This window comes from Helicobacter zhangjianzhongii (assembly GCF_030249855.1).
In the GTDB taxonomy this organism is placed as follows: domain Bacteria; phylum Campylobacterota; class Campylobacteria; order Campylobacterales; family Helicobacteraceae; genus Helicobacter_B; species Helicobacter_B zhangjianzhongii.
On record NZ_JANURN010000003.1, the window covers coordinates 14,188 to 28,408 of the forward strand.

The 14,221-nt window shown below is 46.6% G+C and carries 14 protein-coding genes and 1 pseudogene; 7 read left to right on the forward strand and 8 right to left on the reverse strand.

Going from position 1 to position 14,221, the window contains the following annotated elements:
• Positions 1 to 39: 39 nt before the first annotated feature.
• From NYG90_RS03400 to NYG90_RS03435, 8 genes are all read right to left on the reverse strand, one after another.
• The gene (locus NYG90_RS03400) at positions 40 to 828 is read right to left on the reverse strand and encodes a histidinol-phosphatase (RefSeq protein WP_285264707.1); all 789 of its coding nucleotides are present in this window, start codon (positions 826 to 828) and stop codon (positions 40 to 42) included.
• 3 nt (positions 829 to 831) lie between these two features.
• Complete coding sequence (gene rsfS, locus NYG90_RS03405; RefSeq protein ID WP_115012058.1) at positions 832 to 1,164, reverse strand: ribosome silencing factor; 333 nt, start codon at positions 1,162 to 1,164, stop codon at positions 832 to 834.
• Positions 1,165 to 1,183: 19 nt separating this feature from the next.
• Entirely contained in the window at positions 1,184 to 3,001 is a 1,818-nt protein-coding gene (locus NYG90_RS03410; protein ID WP_285256916.1) for a nicotinate-nicotinamide nucleotide adenylyltransferase, read from the reverse strand.
• Positions 2,985 to 3,431, reverse strand: a complete 447-nt coding sequence (gene nikR, locus NYG90_RS03415; RefSeq protein ID WP_434062727.1) for a nickel-responsive transcriptional regulator NikR — start codon at positions 3,429 to 3,431, stop codon at positions 2,985 to 2,987. The genes NYG90_RS03410 and nikR overlap by 17 nt, the downstream gene beginning before the upstream one ends.
• Complete coding sequence (gene murI / locus NYG90_RS03420; protein ID WP_285256918.1) at positions 3,421 to 4,242, reverse strand: glutamate racemase; 822 nt, start codon at positions 4,240 to 4,242, stop codon at positions 3,421 to 3,423. Before murI ends, nikR begins: the two co-directional genes overlap by 11 nt.
• Positions 4,229 to 5,530 carry a transcription termination factor Rho gene (gene rho / locus NYG90_RS03425; RefSeq protein ID WP_115012062.1) on the reverse strand — a complete coding sequence of 434 codons (1,302 nt, stop codon included), beginning with the start codon at positions 5,528 to 5,530 and terminating at the stop codon, positions 4,229 to 4,231. The genes murI and rho overlap by 14 nt, the downstream gene beginning before the upstream one ends.
• Positions 5,531 to 5,694: 164 nt before the next feature.
• Positions 5,695 to 6,330, reverse strand: a complete 636-nt coding sequence (gene sodB, locus NYG90_RS03430) for a superoxide dismutase [Fe] (protein ID WP_285256919.1) — start codon at positions 6,328 to 6,330, stop codon at positions 5,695 to 5,697.
• Positions 6,331 to 6,605: 275 nt separating this feature from the next.
• Positions 6,606 to 8,501 carry a DUF1561 family protein gene (locus tag NYG90_RS03435; protein WP_285256920.1) on the reverse strand — a complete coding sequence of 632 codons (1,896 nt, stop codon included), beginning with the start codon at positions 8,499 to 8,501 and terminating at the stop codon, positions 6,606 to 6,608.
• A 247-nt stretch (positions 8,502 to 8,748) separates the two neighbouring features.
• Between NYG90_RS03435 and NYG90_RS03440 the strand changes: the two genes are divergently transcribed.
• The 7 genes and pseudogenes from NYG90_RS03440 to NYG90_RS03470 all read left to right on the forward strand — a co-directional run bounded on the left by NYG90_RS03440 (position 8,749) and on the right by NYG90_RS03470 (position 14,214).
• Positions 8,749 to 9,432 (forward strand): F0F1 ATP synthase subunit A, encoded by a 684-nt coding sequence (locus NYG90_RS03440; protein ID WP_115012065.1) that lies wholly within the window; start codon positions 8,749 to 8,751, stop codon positions 9,430 to 9,432.
• A gap of 1 nt (position 9,433) precedes the next feature.
• Positions 9,434 to 9,643: a hypothetical protein gene (locus tag NYG90_RS03445; RefSeq protein ID WP_115012066.1), complete on the forward strand. Its 210-nt coding sequence runs from the start codon at positions 9,434 to 9,436 to the stop codon at positions 9,641 to 9,643.
• Positions 9,644 to 9,670: 27 nt separating this feature from the next.
• Positions 9,671 to 9,830 (forward strand): annotated as a pseudogene (gene tatB, locus NYG90_RS10575) (Sec-independent protein translocase protein TatB); the annotation flags it as partial.
• A gap of 815 nt (positions 9,831 to 10,645) precedes the next feature.
• Positions 10,646 to 11,410 carry a twin-arginine translocase subunit TatC gene (gene tatC / locus NYG90_RS03455; RefSeq protein ID WP_285256922.1) on the forward strand — a complete coding sequence of 255 codons (765 nt, stop codon included), beginning with the start codon at positions 10,646 to 10,648 and terminating at the stop codon, positions 11,408 to 11,410.
• Complete coding sequence (locus tag NYG90_RS03460) at positions 11,410 to 12,744, forward strand: S-adenosylmethionine:tRNA ribosyltransferase-isomerase (protein ID WP_285256923.1); 1,335 nt, start codon at positions 11,410 to 11,412, stop codon at positions 12,742 to 12,744. The genes tatC and NYG90_RS03460 overlap by 1 nt, the downstream gene beginning before the upstream one ends.
• Positions 12,745 to 12,751: 7 nt before the next feature.
• Positions 12,752 to 13,933 carry a 16S rRNA (guanine(527)-N(7))-methyltransferase RsmG gene (rsmG, locus tag NYG90_RS03465; protein WP_285256924.1) on the forward strand — a complete coding sequence of 394 codons (1,182 nt, stop codon included), beginning with the start codon at positions 12,752 to 12,754 and terminating at the stop codon, positions 13,931 to 13,933.
• Positions 13,921 to 14,214, forward strand: coding sequence for a PP0621 family protein (locus NYG90_RS03470; protein ID WP_285256925.1), 294 nt, complete (start codon positions 13,921 to 13,923; stop codon positions 14,212 to 14,214). The genes rsmG and NYG90_RS03470 overlap by 13 nt, the downstream gene beginning before the upstream one ends.
• Positions 14,215 to 14,221: the final 7 nt, after the last annotated feature.

The following is a 14,221-nucleotide window of genomic DNA, read 5'->3' on the forward strand; positions in this document are numbered from 1 at the left end:
TATCCCACACCATTCTCACGCGCAATTCTCGCACCAACTTCACAGCGCACACGCTATGGCACGCCTTTTGCGATAGATCATACACTCTGTATAGCCCACCGATCTAGCCAGCTCTAAGCACTGCTCATAGCCAGCCCCTACCTGCTCCAAGCTATGGGCATCAGAAGAAAAGGTGATAGGGATCTTATATGCAAAAGCACGCGATAAAATCTCCCTGCTAGGATAAGCTTGGGCGATTGTCTTGCGCAGTCCTGCGCTATTTATCTCTATACTCATTTGTGCTTTAGCGATAGATTCTAGGGCGGATTCTAGCTCATCGCTCACGCACTCTGGCATTGTGTATCCAAAGACCTTTAGCAAGTCCAAATGCCCCACGATGTGAAACAGCCCGCTATCAGCCATAGCCTTTATCGCTCTCAAATACTCTCGCCAGCATTGCACCATATCGCGCTTGGCATACTCTGCTATAAAGGCTGGATTATCAAAGCCCCAAGTATCTAAAAAATGCACCGAGCCTATGAGATAATCCACTCTCGCTTCTAGCACGCTTTTTTCTAGCAGATATTCCCTCCCTTTGATAAAATCCACTTCAAGCCCGCATAGCACTTCAATCGCGCCTTGCTCCGCTTGGGCTATCTCCCCAATCTCTGCAAAATAGGATTCTAGCTCATTTGCCCCCATACGATAGGCTTCATCAAACTTCATCGGCGCGTGGCAGGAGAATCCATACACGCCAACCCCAAGCTCCTTTGCTCGCTTGATAAACTCACTCGGGCTGCCACTTGCGTGCTTGCAGCGCGGCGTGTGATTATGCAAATCTACGCGCATAGCCTACCCACGCACAAAGTGATCGCGCAAGAACTCTTCAAGATTAAATCGCTTGCGCGTATTGTCTGTGAAAATATGCACCATAATCTCCCCCAAATCCGCGATGATCCAGTCTTCACTCTCCTCATCTGTGTGGTAAAACTTCTCATCTTTACACGCAGTTTTTAAGTGATCAAGCAAAGCATAAGAATGCTTGCCAGCTAGTGCCGTAGCAATCACCACACTATCGGTGATATACTCACTCTCTTCTACATCAAAGATCTCAATATCTTGGGCTTTTTTCTCATCAAGGGCTGCCGCTATGGCTTGCGTGCGTTTAGCTAATGCTTGATTCATCTTGCTCCTTTTGGCAAATTTAGTGGGTATTGTAGTATATTTTCTGCACGCTAGAGGCGATGCTTGGCGGGATCCAGTGCGCTACTTGCTCAAACTCTCCGCACGCTAGGGCGGCGCGGATTTGCGTAGAAGAGATGGGGAAGCCCTTCAAGCATAAGGGGGTATCAAATCGCCAAAGGCTAGAATCCACTTTTGGCGTATCGGTATTTTTATCGCTAGAATCCACTTTTTTACAAGGGCTATTTTTTCTGTCATTGCGAGTCGCTGTGATAGCAGCGGCGTGGCGATCCATAGTGTTTGCGGCAGCAAAAATGGGAGTATCACTAGAATCCACTTTTTGTAATGTTTGTATGTTTTGTGCGTTGTTGTCAAAAGTGGATTCTAGGGCGTGTGTCCTTGTTTGTGTGGATTGCCGCGCGGACAAATCGGCTCGCAATGACGATAAAAAAGCTTCATCACTAGAATCCACTTTTTTATTTTCAGCTTGTTTTGTAAAACCGCTTTGGGATTCTAGCCCACAAGCCAAATCCCGCACAATCGGCACAATCCTAGCAAGCCGCACGATCTCACTAGCCTCTCTCCAGCTAGGCAAAGACTCTAGCGCATCGCTGCCTAATGCCAGCCCAATCCCCCCATATTTACTAGCATAATGCCGCACATACTCAATGGCATATACCACGCGATTAGCTCGCGCCTCAAAGTCGCTTATCTCCACGCGTTTCAACCCTGCGCAAAGCTCTCTTAGCCACGCTATGCGCGTATGTATCGGTGCTGTTGGCTTATGCTTGAAAGGATTGCAAAAAGCAGGGATTATAATCACGCGCTTATAGCTAGAATCTAGTTTTTTAATAATCTCTAAATGCCCTAAATGTGGCGGATCGAAGCTGCCGCCAAAAAGCACCACCATAGGGTGTGTTTTTTGGCTGGCGGCTTTTTCTCTTTTTGGCGTTGGCTTTTTGCGATACATTGTAGATTCTGCGGCGCGAGCTTGCTCATTTACGCCTAGTAAAATCCCTTCGCTCGCGCCTTGAAAACAAGGGACACCGCTCGGCGTTAGCCGATGTTTCTTTAGAAAACTACAATCTCTCATCAAAAATCCTGCCGCCTGCGACTCGCTTACATCTTGGGCTTTATCCCTAGAATCCTCTTTTGGCGTTGGCTTTTTGCGATACATTGTAGATTTTGCGGCGTGATTATCAAACACACTTTCAGCCTGTTTGTTTTGCGGTGTTTTTACATTTTTGGCGTTTATCCTAGAATCCACTTTTAGAATTTCGGCGTTTTTATCAAAAGTGGATTCTAGGGGTTGTGTCTTTGTTTGTGTGGATTGCCACGCCGACAAGTCGGCTCGCAATGACAATAAAGCCGATTTTTCAAAACCGCCCCGATTATATTCTTCAAGGATTCTAGGAATTGCGGTGGGGCTGTGGGAGCTTTGCAAACTTTGGGGAAGCTTAGCGACCTTGGTGGTCGTGCCTTTCACAAAACAAGGGACACCGCTCGCCGTAGGCGATGTTTCTTTAGTAAATTTTTCAATCTTGTCAAATTGCCTACCCAAGACCGAATCCCCTACAAAGCCACTTTGGGATTCTAGGATTTCTAAAGAAACTGCGCTTCGCTTGTTTTGCGATGAGAAATCGGGGTTTTTACTAAAGAAACCTGCTTCGGCTTCGCCTTGCACCGCTTCGCTTGTTTTCGAGCCGCGCAAGGAGATAAGACTCGAGTGTCTATCGACGAAGCGCGGCGAAGAAATCCCCGATTTATCGCGCAAAGCCGAATCCCTACCACCCAAGACCGAATCCCTCGCCCTAGAATCCACCCTACTGCTCTGTATCAAAAGTGCTAGCCCTAGTAAGCTTACTAAACTTCACCCCCCTAAGCCCCGCCATATCAAGAGAAAATTGCTGTATCTGCCTGCCCACTCCACGCAGGATAATCGTCTCAAGGCAGTTATGTGCATCGATATGAATATGCGTGGTGCAGAGGATCTCTAGCCCATTGTGGCTGGCGTTATGTCCTAAATCGATGATTTTTTGGTTTAGCTCTCTTTGGTGGTGGTCATAGACGATGACTAGCACTGCGGTTTGGGTGCTTGTGTCATCTTGCCATTGCTCTTGGGCGAGCTTCTGGCGCACAAGATCACGCACAAGCTCAGATCGCGAGGTATAGCCCTGCTTGATAAATCGCGTATCCATAGCCTCTAGCAAGCTTGGCTCTAAAGAGATAGAAAATCGCACGACTTTATGATTGCTCATACTACTCCTTATGATATAGCCACTTTTGTGCGCGCTGCTTTAGCCCGCCCACATCGCTTGAAGCGAAAAACTCTATTGCCGTTTTTTCATACGCATTTGGTGTAAGCGAAAAATGCTCCACCAAATACTCCACGATCGCATCGCCAGAGTGGATAAGCGTGCTTTGATGATGAAAATACGCGCTGATTTCCTTAGCGATAAGGGGGAAATGCGTGCAGCCTAGGATAATCGTATCAGGAGCCCTGCCACCTAGCTCGCTTGCTTGCAAAAATGGGCGCAAGTAGTGATCTAAGCAGGCTTGCAAGATAGCCGCACCACTTGGTGTGCGGTAGCTGCCCTCCTCTACGATTGGGACAAACAGCCCTGTCGCCACCGCGCAAAGACGCGAGAATCCGGCTTCTTGCAGTAGCGTTTGATAGCGCGCAGAAGTGATAGTCGCTTGTGTGCCTAGGATTAGCGTGCTAGAGTCTAGGGCTGGATTGGCGTTAATCCTAGCTAGCACGCCTGGCTCTATCACACCGATAATGGGAAAGCTCGCGCAAGATCGCATAGCCTCTAAGGCATAAGCACTCACGGTATTGCACGCCACAAGCAGCATATCTACCTTTTGCGCACGGAAAAACTCCAAGCACTCTAAGGCAAAGGTTACAATGGTCTTTTCATCTTTGACACCATAAGGCACGCGCGCCGTATCGCCAAAATACACCGCACTCTCAAACAAAGTGGATTCTAGGACACTCTTTGCGACACTAAGCCCCCCCACCCCACTATCAAAAATCCCCACTCGTTTAAGCGATCCCACAGCGTGCCTACTCTTTTTCATTCATTTTGTTTAAAAATTCTTCATTATCTTTTGTTTGCTGCATTTTGGCATAGATGAAAGATAGGGCTTCTATATCGTCCATTTGCTGCATCACATTGCGCAGCATCCACACTTTTGTGAGCTTGTCTCTGCCAAGTAGCAAGTCATCTTTCCTTGTGCCAGATTTTAGAATATCAAAGGCAGGGTAGATTCTGCGATCTGCGATATTGCGTGCTAGCACGATCTCGGCATTTCCTGTGCCTTTAAACTCTTCAAAGATCACCTCATCCATTCTCGAGCCTGTGTCAATGAGTGCTGTGGCGATGATAGTAAGGCTGCCACCTTGCTCGATATTTCTTGCTGCCCCGAAAAATCGCTTAGGCTTATGCAGCGCGTTTGCATCCACACCCCCACTTAGCACCTTGCCGCTAGCTGGCGTTACAGCATTATACGCGCGAGCAAGCCGCGTGATAGAATCAAGCAAAATCACCACATCTTTGCCATTTTCTACCTCTCTTTTTGCCCGCTCTAGCACAAGCTCTGCTACGCGGATATGGCTGCTTGAAGGCAAATCAAAGGTCGAGCTATACACGCTGCCTTTCACGCTACGCTGCATATCAGTAACCTCTTCAGGTCGCTCATCAACTAGCAGCACCATAAGCTCTACTTCTGGGTGATTAGCACTAATGCCGTGGGCTAGCTCTTTCATAAGTTCTGTTTTACCCGTGCGAGGGGGAGCTACGATCAAGGCTCTTTGCCCCTTGCCAATGGGGCTAAAGAGATCAAGCATTCTGCCTGTAACCTTTGTGGGCTGGTATTCTAAGCGGAGCTGCTGGGTGGGGAAAAGTGGGGTGAGATTATCAAAAAGGGGGCGGTTCCTCATCTCTTCTAAAGACATATAATTCACTGCTTCAATCTTTAGCAGCGCGTAGTAACGCTCCTGCTCTCTTGGCAAGCGCACCTGCCCTGTTACAATATCGCCATTACGCAAGGCGAAGCGATAGATTTGTGTCTGGCTTACATAGGTGTTGTTTTTACTATCGGTAAATGTCTCATCAATAGCGCGTAAAAAGCCATAGCCATCTTGGGTAATCTCTAAAATCCCAGTGAAGAGTATGTAGCCACCTTGAGAGACTTGGGTCTTTAGGATTTCAAACATCAAATCTTGTCGCTTAAATTCTTGGGGGTTGTCGATTGAGAGGCTTTGGGCGATGGCGATAAGCTCAGCTATTGGCTTGATACTTAGCTCTTCTAGCTTGTAGGCTTCTACGGGGATATGCTGCTGTCGTTTATTGGAATGCTCTGCCATTAAAAGTCCTTAAACATAGAGATTGAGTGTGTAGGCGCGAGATAAGCACGGAGACACAAATTCTAAAATCTATTTGGAGATAAATAAAAAGTAGAGTGAGATTGTAGCGAAAATCACGAAAAAATCAAGACCAAGCGCATTGGGCGTAGCCCAATGCCTAGGGGCTATTTTTTATGCAAGCCATTGATATAAAAGCGGATAGATTCTGTGGCTTCTTTCTGTGCCCATTCAAACGCACTAGAGACAAACGCCCAATTGATATGGCTAAAAAACTTCTCTAAATATGCAGGACGCGCGTTTTTGTGATCGATATAGTAGGCGTGCTCCCACACATCGCTCACAAGCAAAGGCACTTTATCATCAGTGATAGGCGTGGCAGCATTGCTTGTTTGGACAATTTCTAGCTTGCTAGATTTTGGGTCAAGCACCAGCCAGCACCAGCCAGAGCCAAAGAGTGTAGTAGCAGATTGGATAAACTTTTCTTTAAAGCCTTCCACGCTGCCAAACTCCTTTTCTATCGCGGCTTTTAGCTCCGCGCTCATCTCGCTTGACTTTGGCGCGATGCAGTCCCAATAGAAGTCGTGGTTATACACTTGGGCTGCGTTGTTAAACACACCGCCACTAGACTTTTTGATAATGTCATAAAGCTCGGCATTTTCAAACTCTGTGCCTTTGGTTAGGTTGTTAAGGTTATTGACATAGGTTTGATGATGCTTGCCATAGTGGAAGTCAAAAGTTAGTGGGCTTAGGAAGTCTCCAAATGCATCTTTTTCATAAGGTAATTTGCGTAATTCAAACATCGTATCTCCTTGTTATAGTTGTTGTGTAGCGATCGCTCGCACTAGGGATTATAACACAACTACTTTAACCTAGATTCTACTAGAATCTAGCACCCACACAGCTTGCCTTGTCTCTTTGGTATTGTGCAAGCTAGCATTAGGCTAGTAAAAGTGGATTCTAATAATACGCGCTTTTAGTCATTACAAGCAGACTGCAAATCCGCTTGACAATGGGTTGTTGTTTGAGTGATCTCCACAATCCTAGATCGTTAATCTTTCTACTTAATATTAAAGCTTCATTGTAGCACGCATCGCCCACTAGAGCATTGATTGACACTTGAGCTAAGTGGCACAGCAGCACTGCCGTGCCTATTATCCCCTTCTCCTGTGCAGTTGCTGTTTGAGATAGAGATATTTAGCGGATTTGGGTCAGGCTGGGTGATCTGCAAATGTGCCACAGCTTCAAGCACTCTACCTCTTGGCGTTAGCACTCTAATGGCTTCTTGGACATTGCGTGCGATAGAGTTTTGACGGATATAGCTTACATATTGGGTGAAAGTCATATTAGGTAAATTTGTGGGGATAAACATCAATCCATCTTCCATCCTTAGCGCAGGCAAGGCGTGTCCATAGCGATTGCCGCCTGCATCGCGCGTATAGGTGCTTACAATCCATAGTGAGCCTAAGGGGGCATTAAGCATTGTTTGTAGCATTTGCTCCCTTGCTTCAGGTGCCTCATTAAGAGTAGAAGCTCTCCACACAAAGCCCGGTAGCATTGTCTGTGCCATTGCTTCAAAATTGCGCATTATGCTTAGGTGGTAGCTCTCTCTATCTTCTAAAGCAGGTCGGGTTACCACAAGCTCGCCTAAACGCGCAGCAAGAGCTGGGTAACGGGCGCGAAATGAAGTAAAGGGGCTTGTGTGTGGTGCAGTGTCAAAGAAATATCCCCCGCTTGATAGAGCGTGCGTGCTGTGAAAGCTCTCTAGCTCTGCGATGATTTGGAAGCTTTGTAGCAAGCAGACACCACACACTCCAATCCTCTCCACACGCCCATCGCTTGTAGCTCCTATTTGGTAAAATCTCTTTATCCACTCTTCATTGAGCCTAAAGCTTGGCGGCAGAGATCGAGTAGCTCTTTTATGCTGTGTTTGCGCAAGATGTTTAGCCCCGGGAGCTGGGCAAAAGGAGAGCATATCGCCTAAATTGCTATCGACATAGCGACTCCACCGCTCTATATCAGCATTGAAGAGAAACAACGATTTTGGCGCATTGGTGTGATCTCGCTCGATGAAGCTAGGCTTTGCCGTGTAAGGCACACCCCAATTTGGACCATACTGCGTAAGGCGCAAGAAATTGCCATCTCTATCGCGCAGCGCACCTTGCGAGCCAGATAGGCGGAAAAACTCCCAGTAAATACTCTCCTTTTTTGCAAACACCTTGTCATTGCAAGATGCCCACACTATCCAATTCCAATCTTGGTGCTTACCCTGTCTTGAAGCCATACAGACAAGCCCACCTGTGTTTGGGTTATATTGCGCGATATGTCCGTTTTCTGGATTGTAGATAAGCTCTACTAGGCTATCTTGGAAGCTTTGATTGTTTTGTAAATAGTAGAGCGAAAATTGCGTAGGTGAGATGAAGCTCCACCCGATAAAAGTTTTTATACTAAGTGTCGGTGGCGCGGCGATAGTGTCAATCCATTGTTGCATATCTTTTAGCGTGTGGTTATAGGCTTTTTGCTTTGCATTGATATGGACATACCATTGATAATCTTGCACCCTAAATGCCAAATCCATTGTATAGAAAGCACCATCTTTAATGAGCCATTGCTGATTTTTGTCATTTAACACGCAAGGGCGAAGCAGGAGATTGCCACTCCCTTTCTTGCTTTTAATCACACTCTCTGGCGCAGTCATACAAAGCCAGATATTATTGACATTCCACGCCACTCGGTGGAAAACATCATAGCGTGCAGGCTTTGCCCTTGAGCAATGATCTAGATAGATATACCCCTCCGCCTTGCCAAAGCTTGGCGTATAGCAGTAGGTTTGATTATCGTGGGTGGTGATTTGGATTTTTGTGTCTTTGGGCGTGTGGGCGAGCTGCTGCTTGGCAGGACTAGCAAAATTTAAGCAAAATGACAATGATAGTAGTAGTGTAGGGACTATGATGTGTTTAATGAATGTTTGCATACAAGCTCCTTGTAGATATAAACTTTGCAATATAGCTTGTTGCGTGATGAAAAACAATGCCTAAGAGTGTATTTCACGCTCCAACACGCATAGAAGTAGCAGCCACACCTAGCCACTACCATAAATCTATATCTATACTATATTTTATTTTGGGCATATACTAGAAAATTATAAATTTTAATAAACTCTTGAGAAAAATTTCGGCACAATCTAGCCCAACTTCACACAAACAAAAAAGGACTTTGCTATGGAAGATAGGCTCTTTACATTTGCGGGGATGATCAATTCTGACCACCACTTCATCACAGCGTTTTATACGATTTTATGCGCGATTGTGTGCGTATTTATGGCAAAGCTTGCCACTCGCAATATGCGCGTGATCCCTGGTGGCTTGCAAAATCTCTATGAAGCGACCATTAGCGGTATGCTCTATATGGCAAAAGATGTCATCGGTGAAGAAAAAGCACGCAAATACTTCCCGCTTGCTGGGACGATTGGATTCTATGTGTTTTTCTGTAACATCATCGGTATGATTCCGGGCTTTGAAGCCCCTACGGCTGCGTGGGATTTCACACTTGTGCTAGCACTAGTGGTGTTTTTCTACTACCATTTTGAGGGTATCCGCACACAAGGCGTGATCCACTATTTCGCGCATTTTATGGGTCCTGTGAAGTGGCTAGCTCCGCTTATGTTCCCCATTGAGATCATCTCCCATCTCTCTCGCATTATCTCGCTTTCTTTCCGTTTGTTTGGAAATATCAAGGGCGATGATATGTTCTTGCTCGTTATGCTTATGCTTGTGCCTTGGCTTGTGCCTGTTGTGCCTTTTGCGATTTTGGCATTTATGGCGTTGCTGCAAGCATTTGTCTTTATGATCCTTACTTATGTGTATCTTGCTGGTGCGGTGCTAGTCGAAGAAGAAGGACACTAAATTGCCCAAGCTCCCTACGATCCTTGACTTTTTTAGCGGGCTTTTTGTCGGCGTGGGGATTGGCGGGGCGGTGCTTGTGTTTTATCTCGTGTATGCTTTGACAGGCTTGATGTTTTTAAGCGCACTAGCTGGGCTGCTTGTGGGCTGTGTGTTTGTGTTTTTTTCTCTTGTGGCGAAGTCTTTGAGTATCCTGCTAAAAAAATCTATATAGATTTTAGAGTGGCATTAAGGTTTGCGTATGTTTGGTATGGGATTTTTTGAGATAGTGGTGATTGCCATCGTGGCGATAATCTTCCTAGGTCCAGATAAGCTCCCGCAAGCCATCATCGATATGGTGAAATTCTTCAAAGTGGTCAAAAAAACTATCCACGATGCCAAGCAAACAATCGATAGCGAGCTACATCTCTCCACCTTGCAGCAAGAAGCATCAAGCTACCACCAGCATTTCACCTCGCAAATCGATAACATCACCAAAGATATTCAGCTACAAGAAATCAACGATATTTTTCAAGATTACAAAGCTCTCCCCCAAAGCCAATCCCAACAAAGTGAGCCAAAAGCCCTAGAGCCTAGCTCATCATCTCTCCTACCAAGCCCAGCCCAAAATCTAGCCAAAACAAAGCAAGCCAAAAGAGCTGATTCTCCCAAAGCCCAGAATCTAGCCACGCAAAAAGCCCAAAAAACGCCCATCAAATCTCAAGCCACCAAATCCGCCAAGCCCAAGCCTTCTACTAGAAAATCCGCCAAGCCTACCAAAAGCCACCCCAATCTCCCAGAATCCATAATATCCTTTCATCAAAAAGCACAAAAAGTGGATTCTAGGATTTTTCATAACACCGATATTTTTACTCCCACAAACACTATGGATTGCCACGCCACTGCTACGCAGTGTCTCGCAATGACAGAAAAAATTGCTGTAAATAAAAAAGTGGATTCTAAAGAAACTACACAAGGTATAAAAAAGCCGCAAAACAAAAAGGCTGAAATCGTGCTTGATAGCGACTCGCAGGCGGCAGGATTTTTGATGAAAAATCGGGGTTTTCTAAAGAAACATCGGCACAGCCTAAGCGGTGTCCCTTGTTTTCAAGGCGTGGGCAAAGGGATTTATCTAGGCGTAAATGAGCAAGCACGCGCCGTAGAATCCACGATTTATCGCAAAAAGTCCAACGCCCACACCCAAACAAAAGCCAACGCCAAAAAGTGAGCCCCATCAATGTTTGAAGAGCTAAAGCCCCATATACAAGACTTGCGCAAGCGGCTTATCATCGCGCTTGCTAGCGTGATTGCCGCATTTATCGCGTGCTTTGCCTTTTGGAAGCAGATTTTTGCCATTGTGAAGCTCCCCATTGAAAGTGCATTTGCCAACAATGTGCAAGGCACGCTAATGCAGCTAACCCCGCTAGAGGGGATATTTTCCGCGATGAGCTTGTCATTTTTAGTGGCGTTTATGCTCTCTACGCCTATTATCTTTTGGCAATTGTGGCTCTTTGTCGCTCCGGGCTTATATAAAAATGAAAAGAAAATCATCTTGCCATTTGTGGGCTTTGGCACATTGATGTTTATCATCGGTGCGCTCTTTGCCTACTATATTGTGTTTCCCTTTATGCTTAAATATATCTTGCTCTTTGGAAATGATATGTTTGAAGCCAATATTTCTGTGGAGAGCTATGTGGGGTTTTTTATCCGCGTGGTGCTGGGCTTTGGGCTAGCGTTTGAGCTGCCTGTGCTAGCGTATTTCTTGGCTAAGGTGGGGGTGATCACTGATGAGAGTTTGAAGGGCTTTTTCAAATACGCGGTGGTGATTATCTTTGTAGTAGCAGCTATCATCACGCCCCCTGATCCTTTCTCACAGCTACTTATGGCTATCCCACTTGTGCTTCTCTATGGGCTTTCAATCCTTATCGCTAGAGTTATCAATCCAGCCTCAAAGCCCCTAGAATCCAGCGATAAGAGCGATCAGGATCTTACGCAGTCGTGATGTTTGCCCTATCAAGCTATGACTACGCCTTGCCAAAGCACCTAATCGCCAATGCCCCTATCTACCCCAGAGAAGCTGCCAAACTGCTTGTCTATGAGCGTGCCACGGGGCATATCACGCACACCACTTTCGCGCATTTGCTAGAGTTTATCCCCAAAGACTGCATAATCGCCCTAAACAACACCCGCGTGCTAAAAGCTAGAATCTATGGCAAAAAGCTTGGCGCACAAACCACGCGCGAAATCTTTTTCCACCGCTTTATCCGCGCAGATGAAGCCAAAAGCCTAGAGCCACCCCTCCTAGAATCCACCTATAAGCAAGCCCTAGAATCCATCTCCACACATCTACAAGCCCCCCTAGCACACTCCATCTCCCTAGATTCTAGCTGCTTAGATCCTAGTGCGCTAGCACTCTGCCAGATCCGCGGTAGAGTCAAGCTTGGCGACATCTTTGCCTGCGGGAGATTCTACGCGCAAGTGGTAGGCGTGCTAGATAATGGCTATCGCATTACGCGCTTTTTGCTCCTAGAATCCACTTTTGCAAAAGTGGATTCTAGGAGCAAAGTAGATCCTATGGATTGCTTTGATAAGTCAAAATCTCGCAATGAGAGCAAAAACACGATGAGTGAAAAAGCGGATTCTAGCAACGCCAAAATTCTAGCCCAATCCTCCAAGCAAAAGCCAACGCCCACTACTACCCTAGCCCCTCTAGACCAAGCAGCCGCGCTCACAATGCTTGAAGAAATCGGGCATATCCCCCTGCCTCCCTATATCAAAAGACAAGCCACCAGCGATGATACAAGCGACTATCAAAGCCTTTTTGCCACGCAAGCAGGTGCGATCGCCGCTCCCACAGCCTCACTGCATCTATCGGCTTCTATGCTAGAGTCCTTGCAAGAGCGCATTGCCTATTTGACCTTGCATATCGGGGCTGGGACATTTGCTAGCGTGGAGGCTAAGGACATTCGCGAGCATATAATGCACACAGAAGCCCTACATATCACAGCCAAGAGCCTTGAGAAGCTCCTAAATGCCCCATCGCGCCTATGTGTAGGCACAAGCACACTAAGAAGTGTAGAATACGCCGCTAGACTTTACGCACACCACCCCAAGCCCTACACAGACCTACACGCCCAATGCGATATTTTCTTGCACCCGGGCAATAAGCCTTGCTATGTGGAATATCTCTTGACTAATTTTCATCTCCCCAAATCCACGCTCACAATGCTTGTAGCTTCTATGGTGGGCTATGAGCAGTGGCGCGAGATTTATGAGCAAGCCATCGCTAGAGAGTATCGCTTCTACTCCTATGGCGATGCTATGCTAATCCTTTAGGCGCGCTATGCTGGAAAACGCCATTGATCTTACCCCCTATGTGCTGGATCCTAGGGGCTTTGACACACGCGCCCTAGCCCATTGGCTAGAATCCACCCTAGCCACGCCCAATGCCGCCGCGAAAGCCGCGCAGCTAGAGCTTTATGCCAAAACGCTGCTTGAGTGGAACACCTCACATAATCTTAGCGGCGCGCACACGATGGAAGATATGCTTAGACAGATTGTGGATTCTGCTTTGCCATTGCGCGTGATAAAGCCCTTTTCTCGCTGTCTTGACATAGGCTCTGGGGCTGGGCTACCGGCACTTGTGCTAGGTATTTTGCGCCCTGAGTCGCACTTTATTTTATGTGAGCCTAGAAAAAAGCGGGCGGCGTTTTTGCGCATTGTGGGACATAAATTAGGGCTTAGAAATCTCCAAGTGCAAGCCACGCGCATAGAGCATTTAGCTCTGTCATATCAAGCCGATCTTATCACCTCTCGCGCAAGTCTGCCAAATGACATAATCTTTGCTACTACAAAGCCGCTTTTGCAGCCAAATGGGGCGTATTTGCTATACAAGGGGGAGCGGAGCTATCACATCGGTTTAGTTGATGGGGATTCGGCTTTGCGCGATAAATCGCCGATTCTGCGGCGGGGGCTTGCTCATTATCGCCTAGATAAATCCCTTCGCCCCCGCCTTGAAAGCGGCGATTTCTCATCGCAAATCCTAGAATCCCAAAGCGGCTTTACAAAACAAGCCCAAAACCTAGAATCCACTTTTGAAAGCCCCACCGCAAAACAAGCGACAGCGGTGCAAGGCGAAGCCGCAGCAGGTTTCTTTAGAACTCCTAGAATCCTTGAGAAAGAAAATCAAGCCGAGTGTGAAAAATCAACCAAAAATAAAAAAACTACTGACATTCAAAAAGTGGATTCTAGCAAGCAAGCCCATTTTCTGTCATTGCGAGAAAATCCGCAAGGATTTTCGTGGCAATCCATACAAAAATATCCCAACACCCTAGAATCCACTTTTCAGCAAAACTCCTACAGCCCCACCGCAAAGCGATGTTTCTTTAGAAAACAAGGGACAGCGGTGCAAGGCGGGGGCACGCAAGCAGATTTCTTTAGCAAAAAGCCAACACCAAAAATAACCCTTTACCGCTATAATGCCAGAATCTATGTATATAAGGAACTCGCGCAATGCTTAGACTAATCGCCGCACTTTTGCTACTGCTTGCCATTATTTGGCTTGCCCTATCACTCCTAGCCAAGATCAAACGCCTCCTCTCTAGCTCTATAAGCTCCACAAGCACGCCCCAAGAAAAAGCCCAAGAAAAATCCCAGCCAAACCCTAGAATCCACACCGCACAAGACAGCCAAGAAGCCAGCCACGATCTAGTCGCCTGCGCACATTGCAGAATCTTTTTGCCCATAGAAGAGGGCATTAGATACCAAGGGCAGTATTACTGCTCTAAATCCTGCTTGCCAGAGTAGCAAGACT

What these genes read in the sequence shown, in the direction of transcription:
- sodB (WP_285256919.1), bottom strand. Translation starts at nt 6,330, where the DNA reads ATGTTTGAATTACGCAAATTACCTTATGAAAAAGATGCATTTGGAGAC.
- rsmG (WP_285256924.1), top strand. Translation starts at nt 12,752, where the DNA reads ATGCTGGAAAACGCCATTGATCTTACCCCCTATGTGCTGGATCCTAGG.
- rsfS (WP_115012058.1), bottom strand. Translation starts at nt 1,164, where the DNA reads ATGAATCAAGCATTAGCTAAACGCACGCAAGCCATAGCGGCAGCCCTT.
- NYG90_RS03400 (WP_285264707.1), bottom strand. Translation starts at nt 828, where the DNA reads ATGCGCGTAGATTTGCATAATCACACGCCGCGCTGCAAGCACGCAAGT.
- rho (WP_115012062.1), bottom strand. Translation starts at nt 5,530, where the DNA reads ATGGCAGAGCATTCCAATAAACGACAGCAGCATATCCCCGTAGAAGCC.
- NYG90_RS03470 (WP_285256925.1), top strand. Translation starts at nt 13,921, where the DNA reads ATGCTTAGACTAATCGCCGCACTTTTGCTACTGCTTGCCATTATTTGG.
- murI (WP_285256918.1), bottom strand. Translation starts at nt 4,242, where the DNA reads ATGAAAAAGAGTAGGCACGCTGTGGGATCGCTTAAACGAGTGGGGATT.
- NYG90_RS03435 (WP_285256920.1), bottom strand. Translation starts at nt 8,501, where the DNA reads ATGCAAACATTCATTAAACACATCATAGTCCCTACACTACTACTATCA.
- NYG90_RS03440 (WP_115012065.1), top strand. Translation starts at nt 8,749, where the DNA reads ATGGAAGATAGGCTCTTTACATTTGCGGGGATGATCAATTCTGACCAC.
- tatC (WP_285256922.1), top strand. Translation starts at nt 10,646, where the DNA reads ATGTTTGAAGAGCTAAAGCCCCATATACAAGACTTGCGCAAGCGGCTT.
- NYG90_RS03460 (WP_285256923.1), top strand. Translation starts at nt 11,410, where the DNA reads ATGTTTGCCCTATCAAGCTATGACTACGCCTTGCCAAAGCACCTAATC.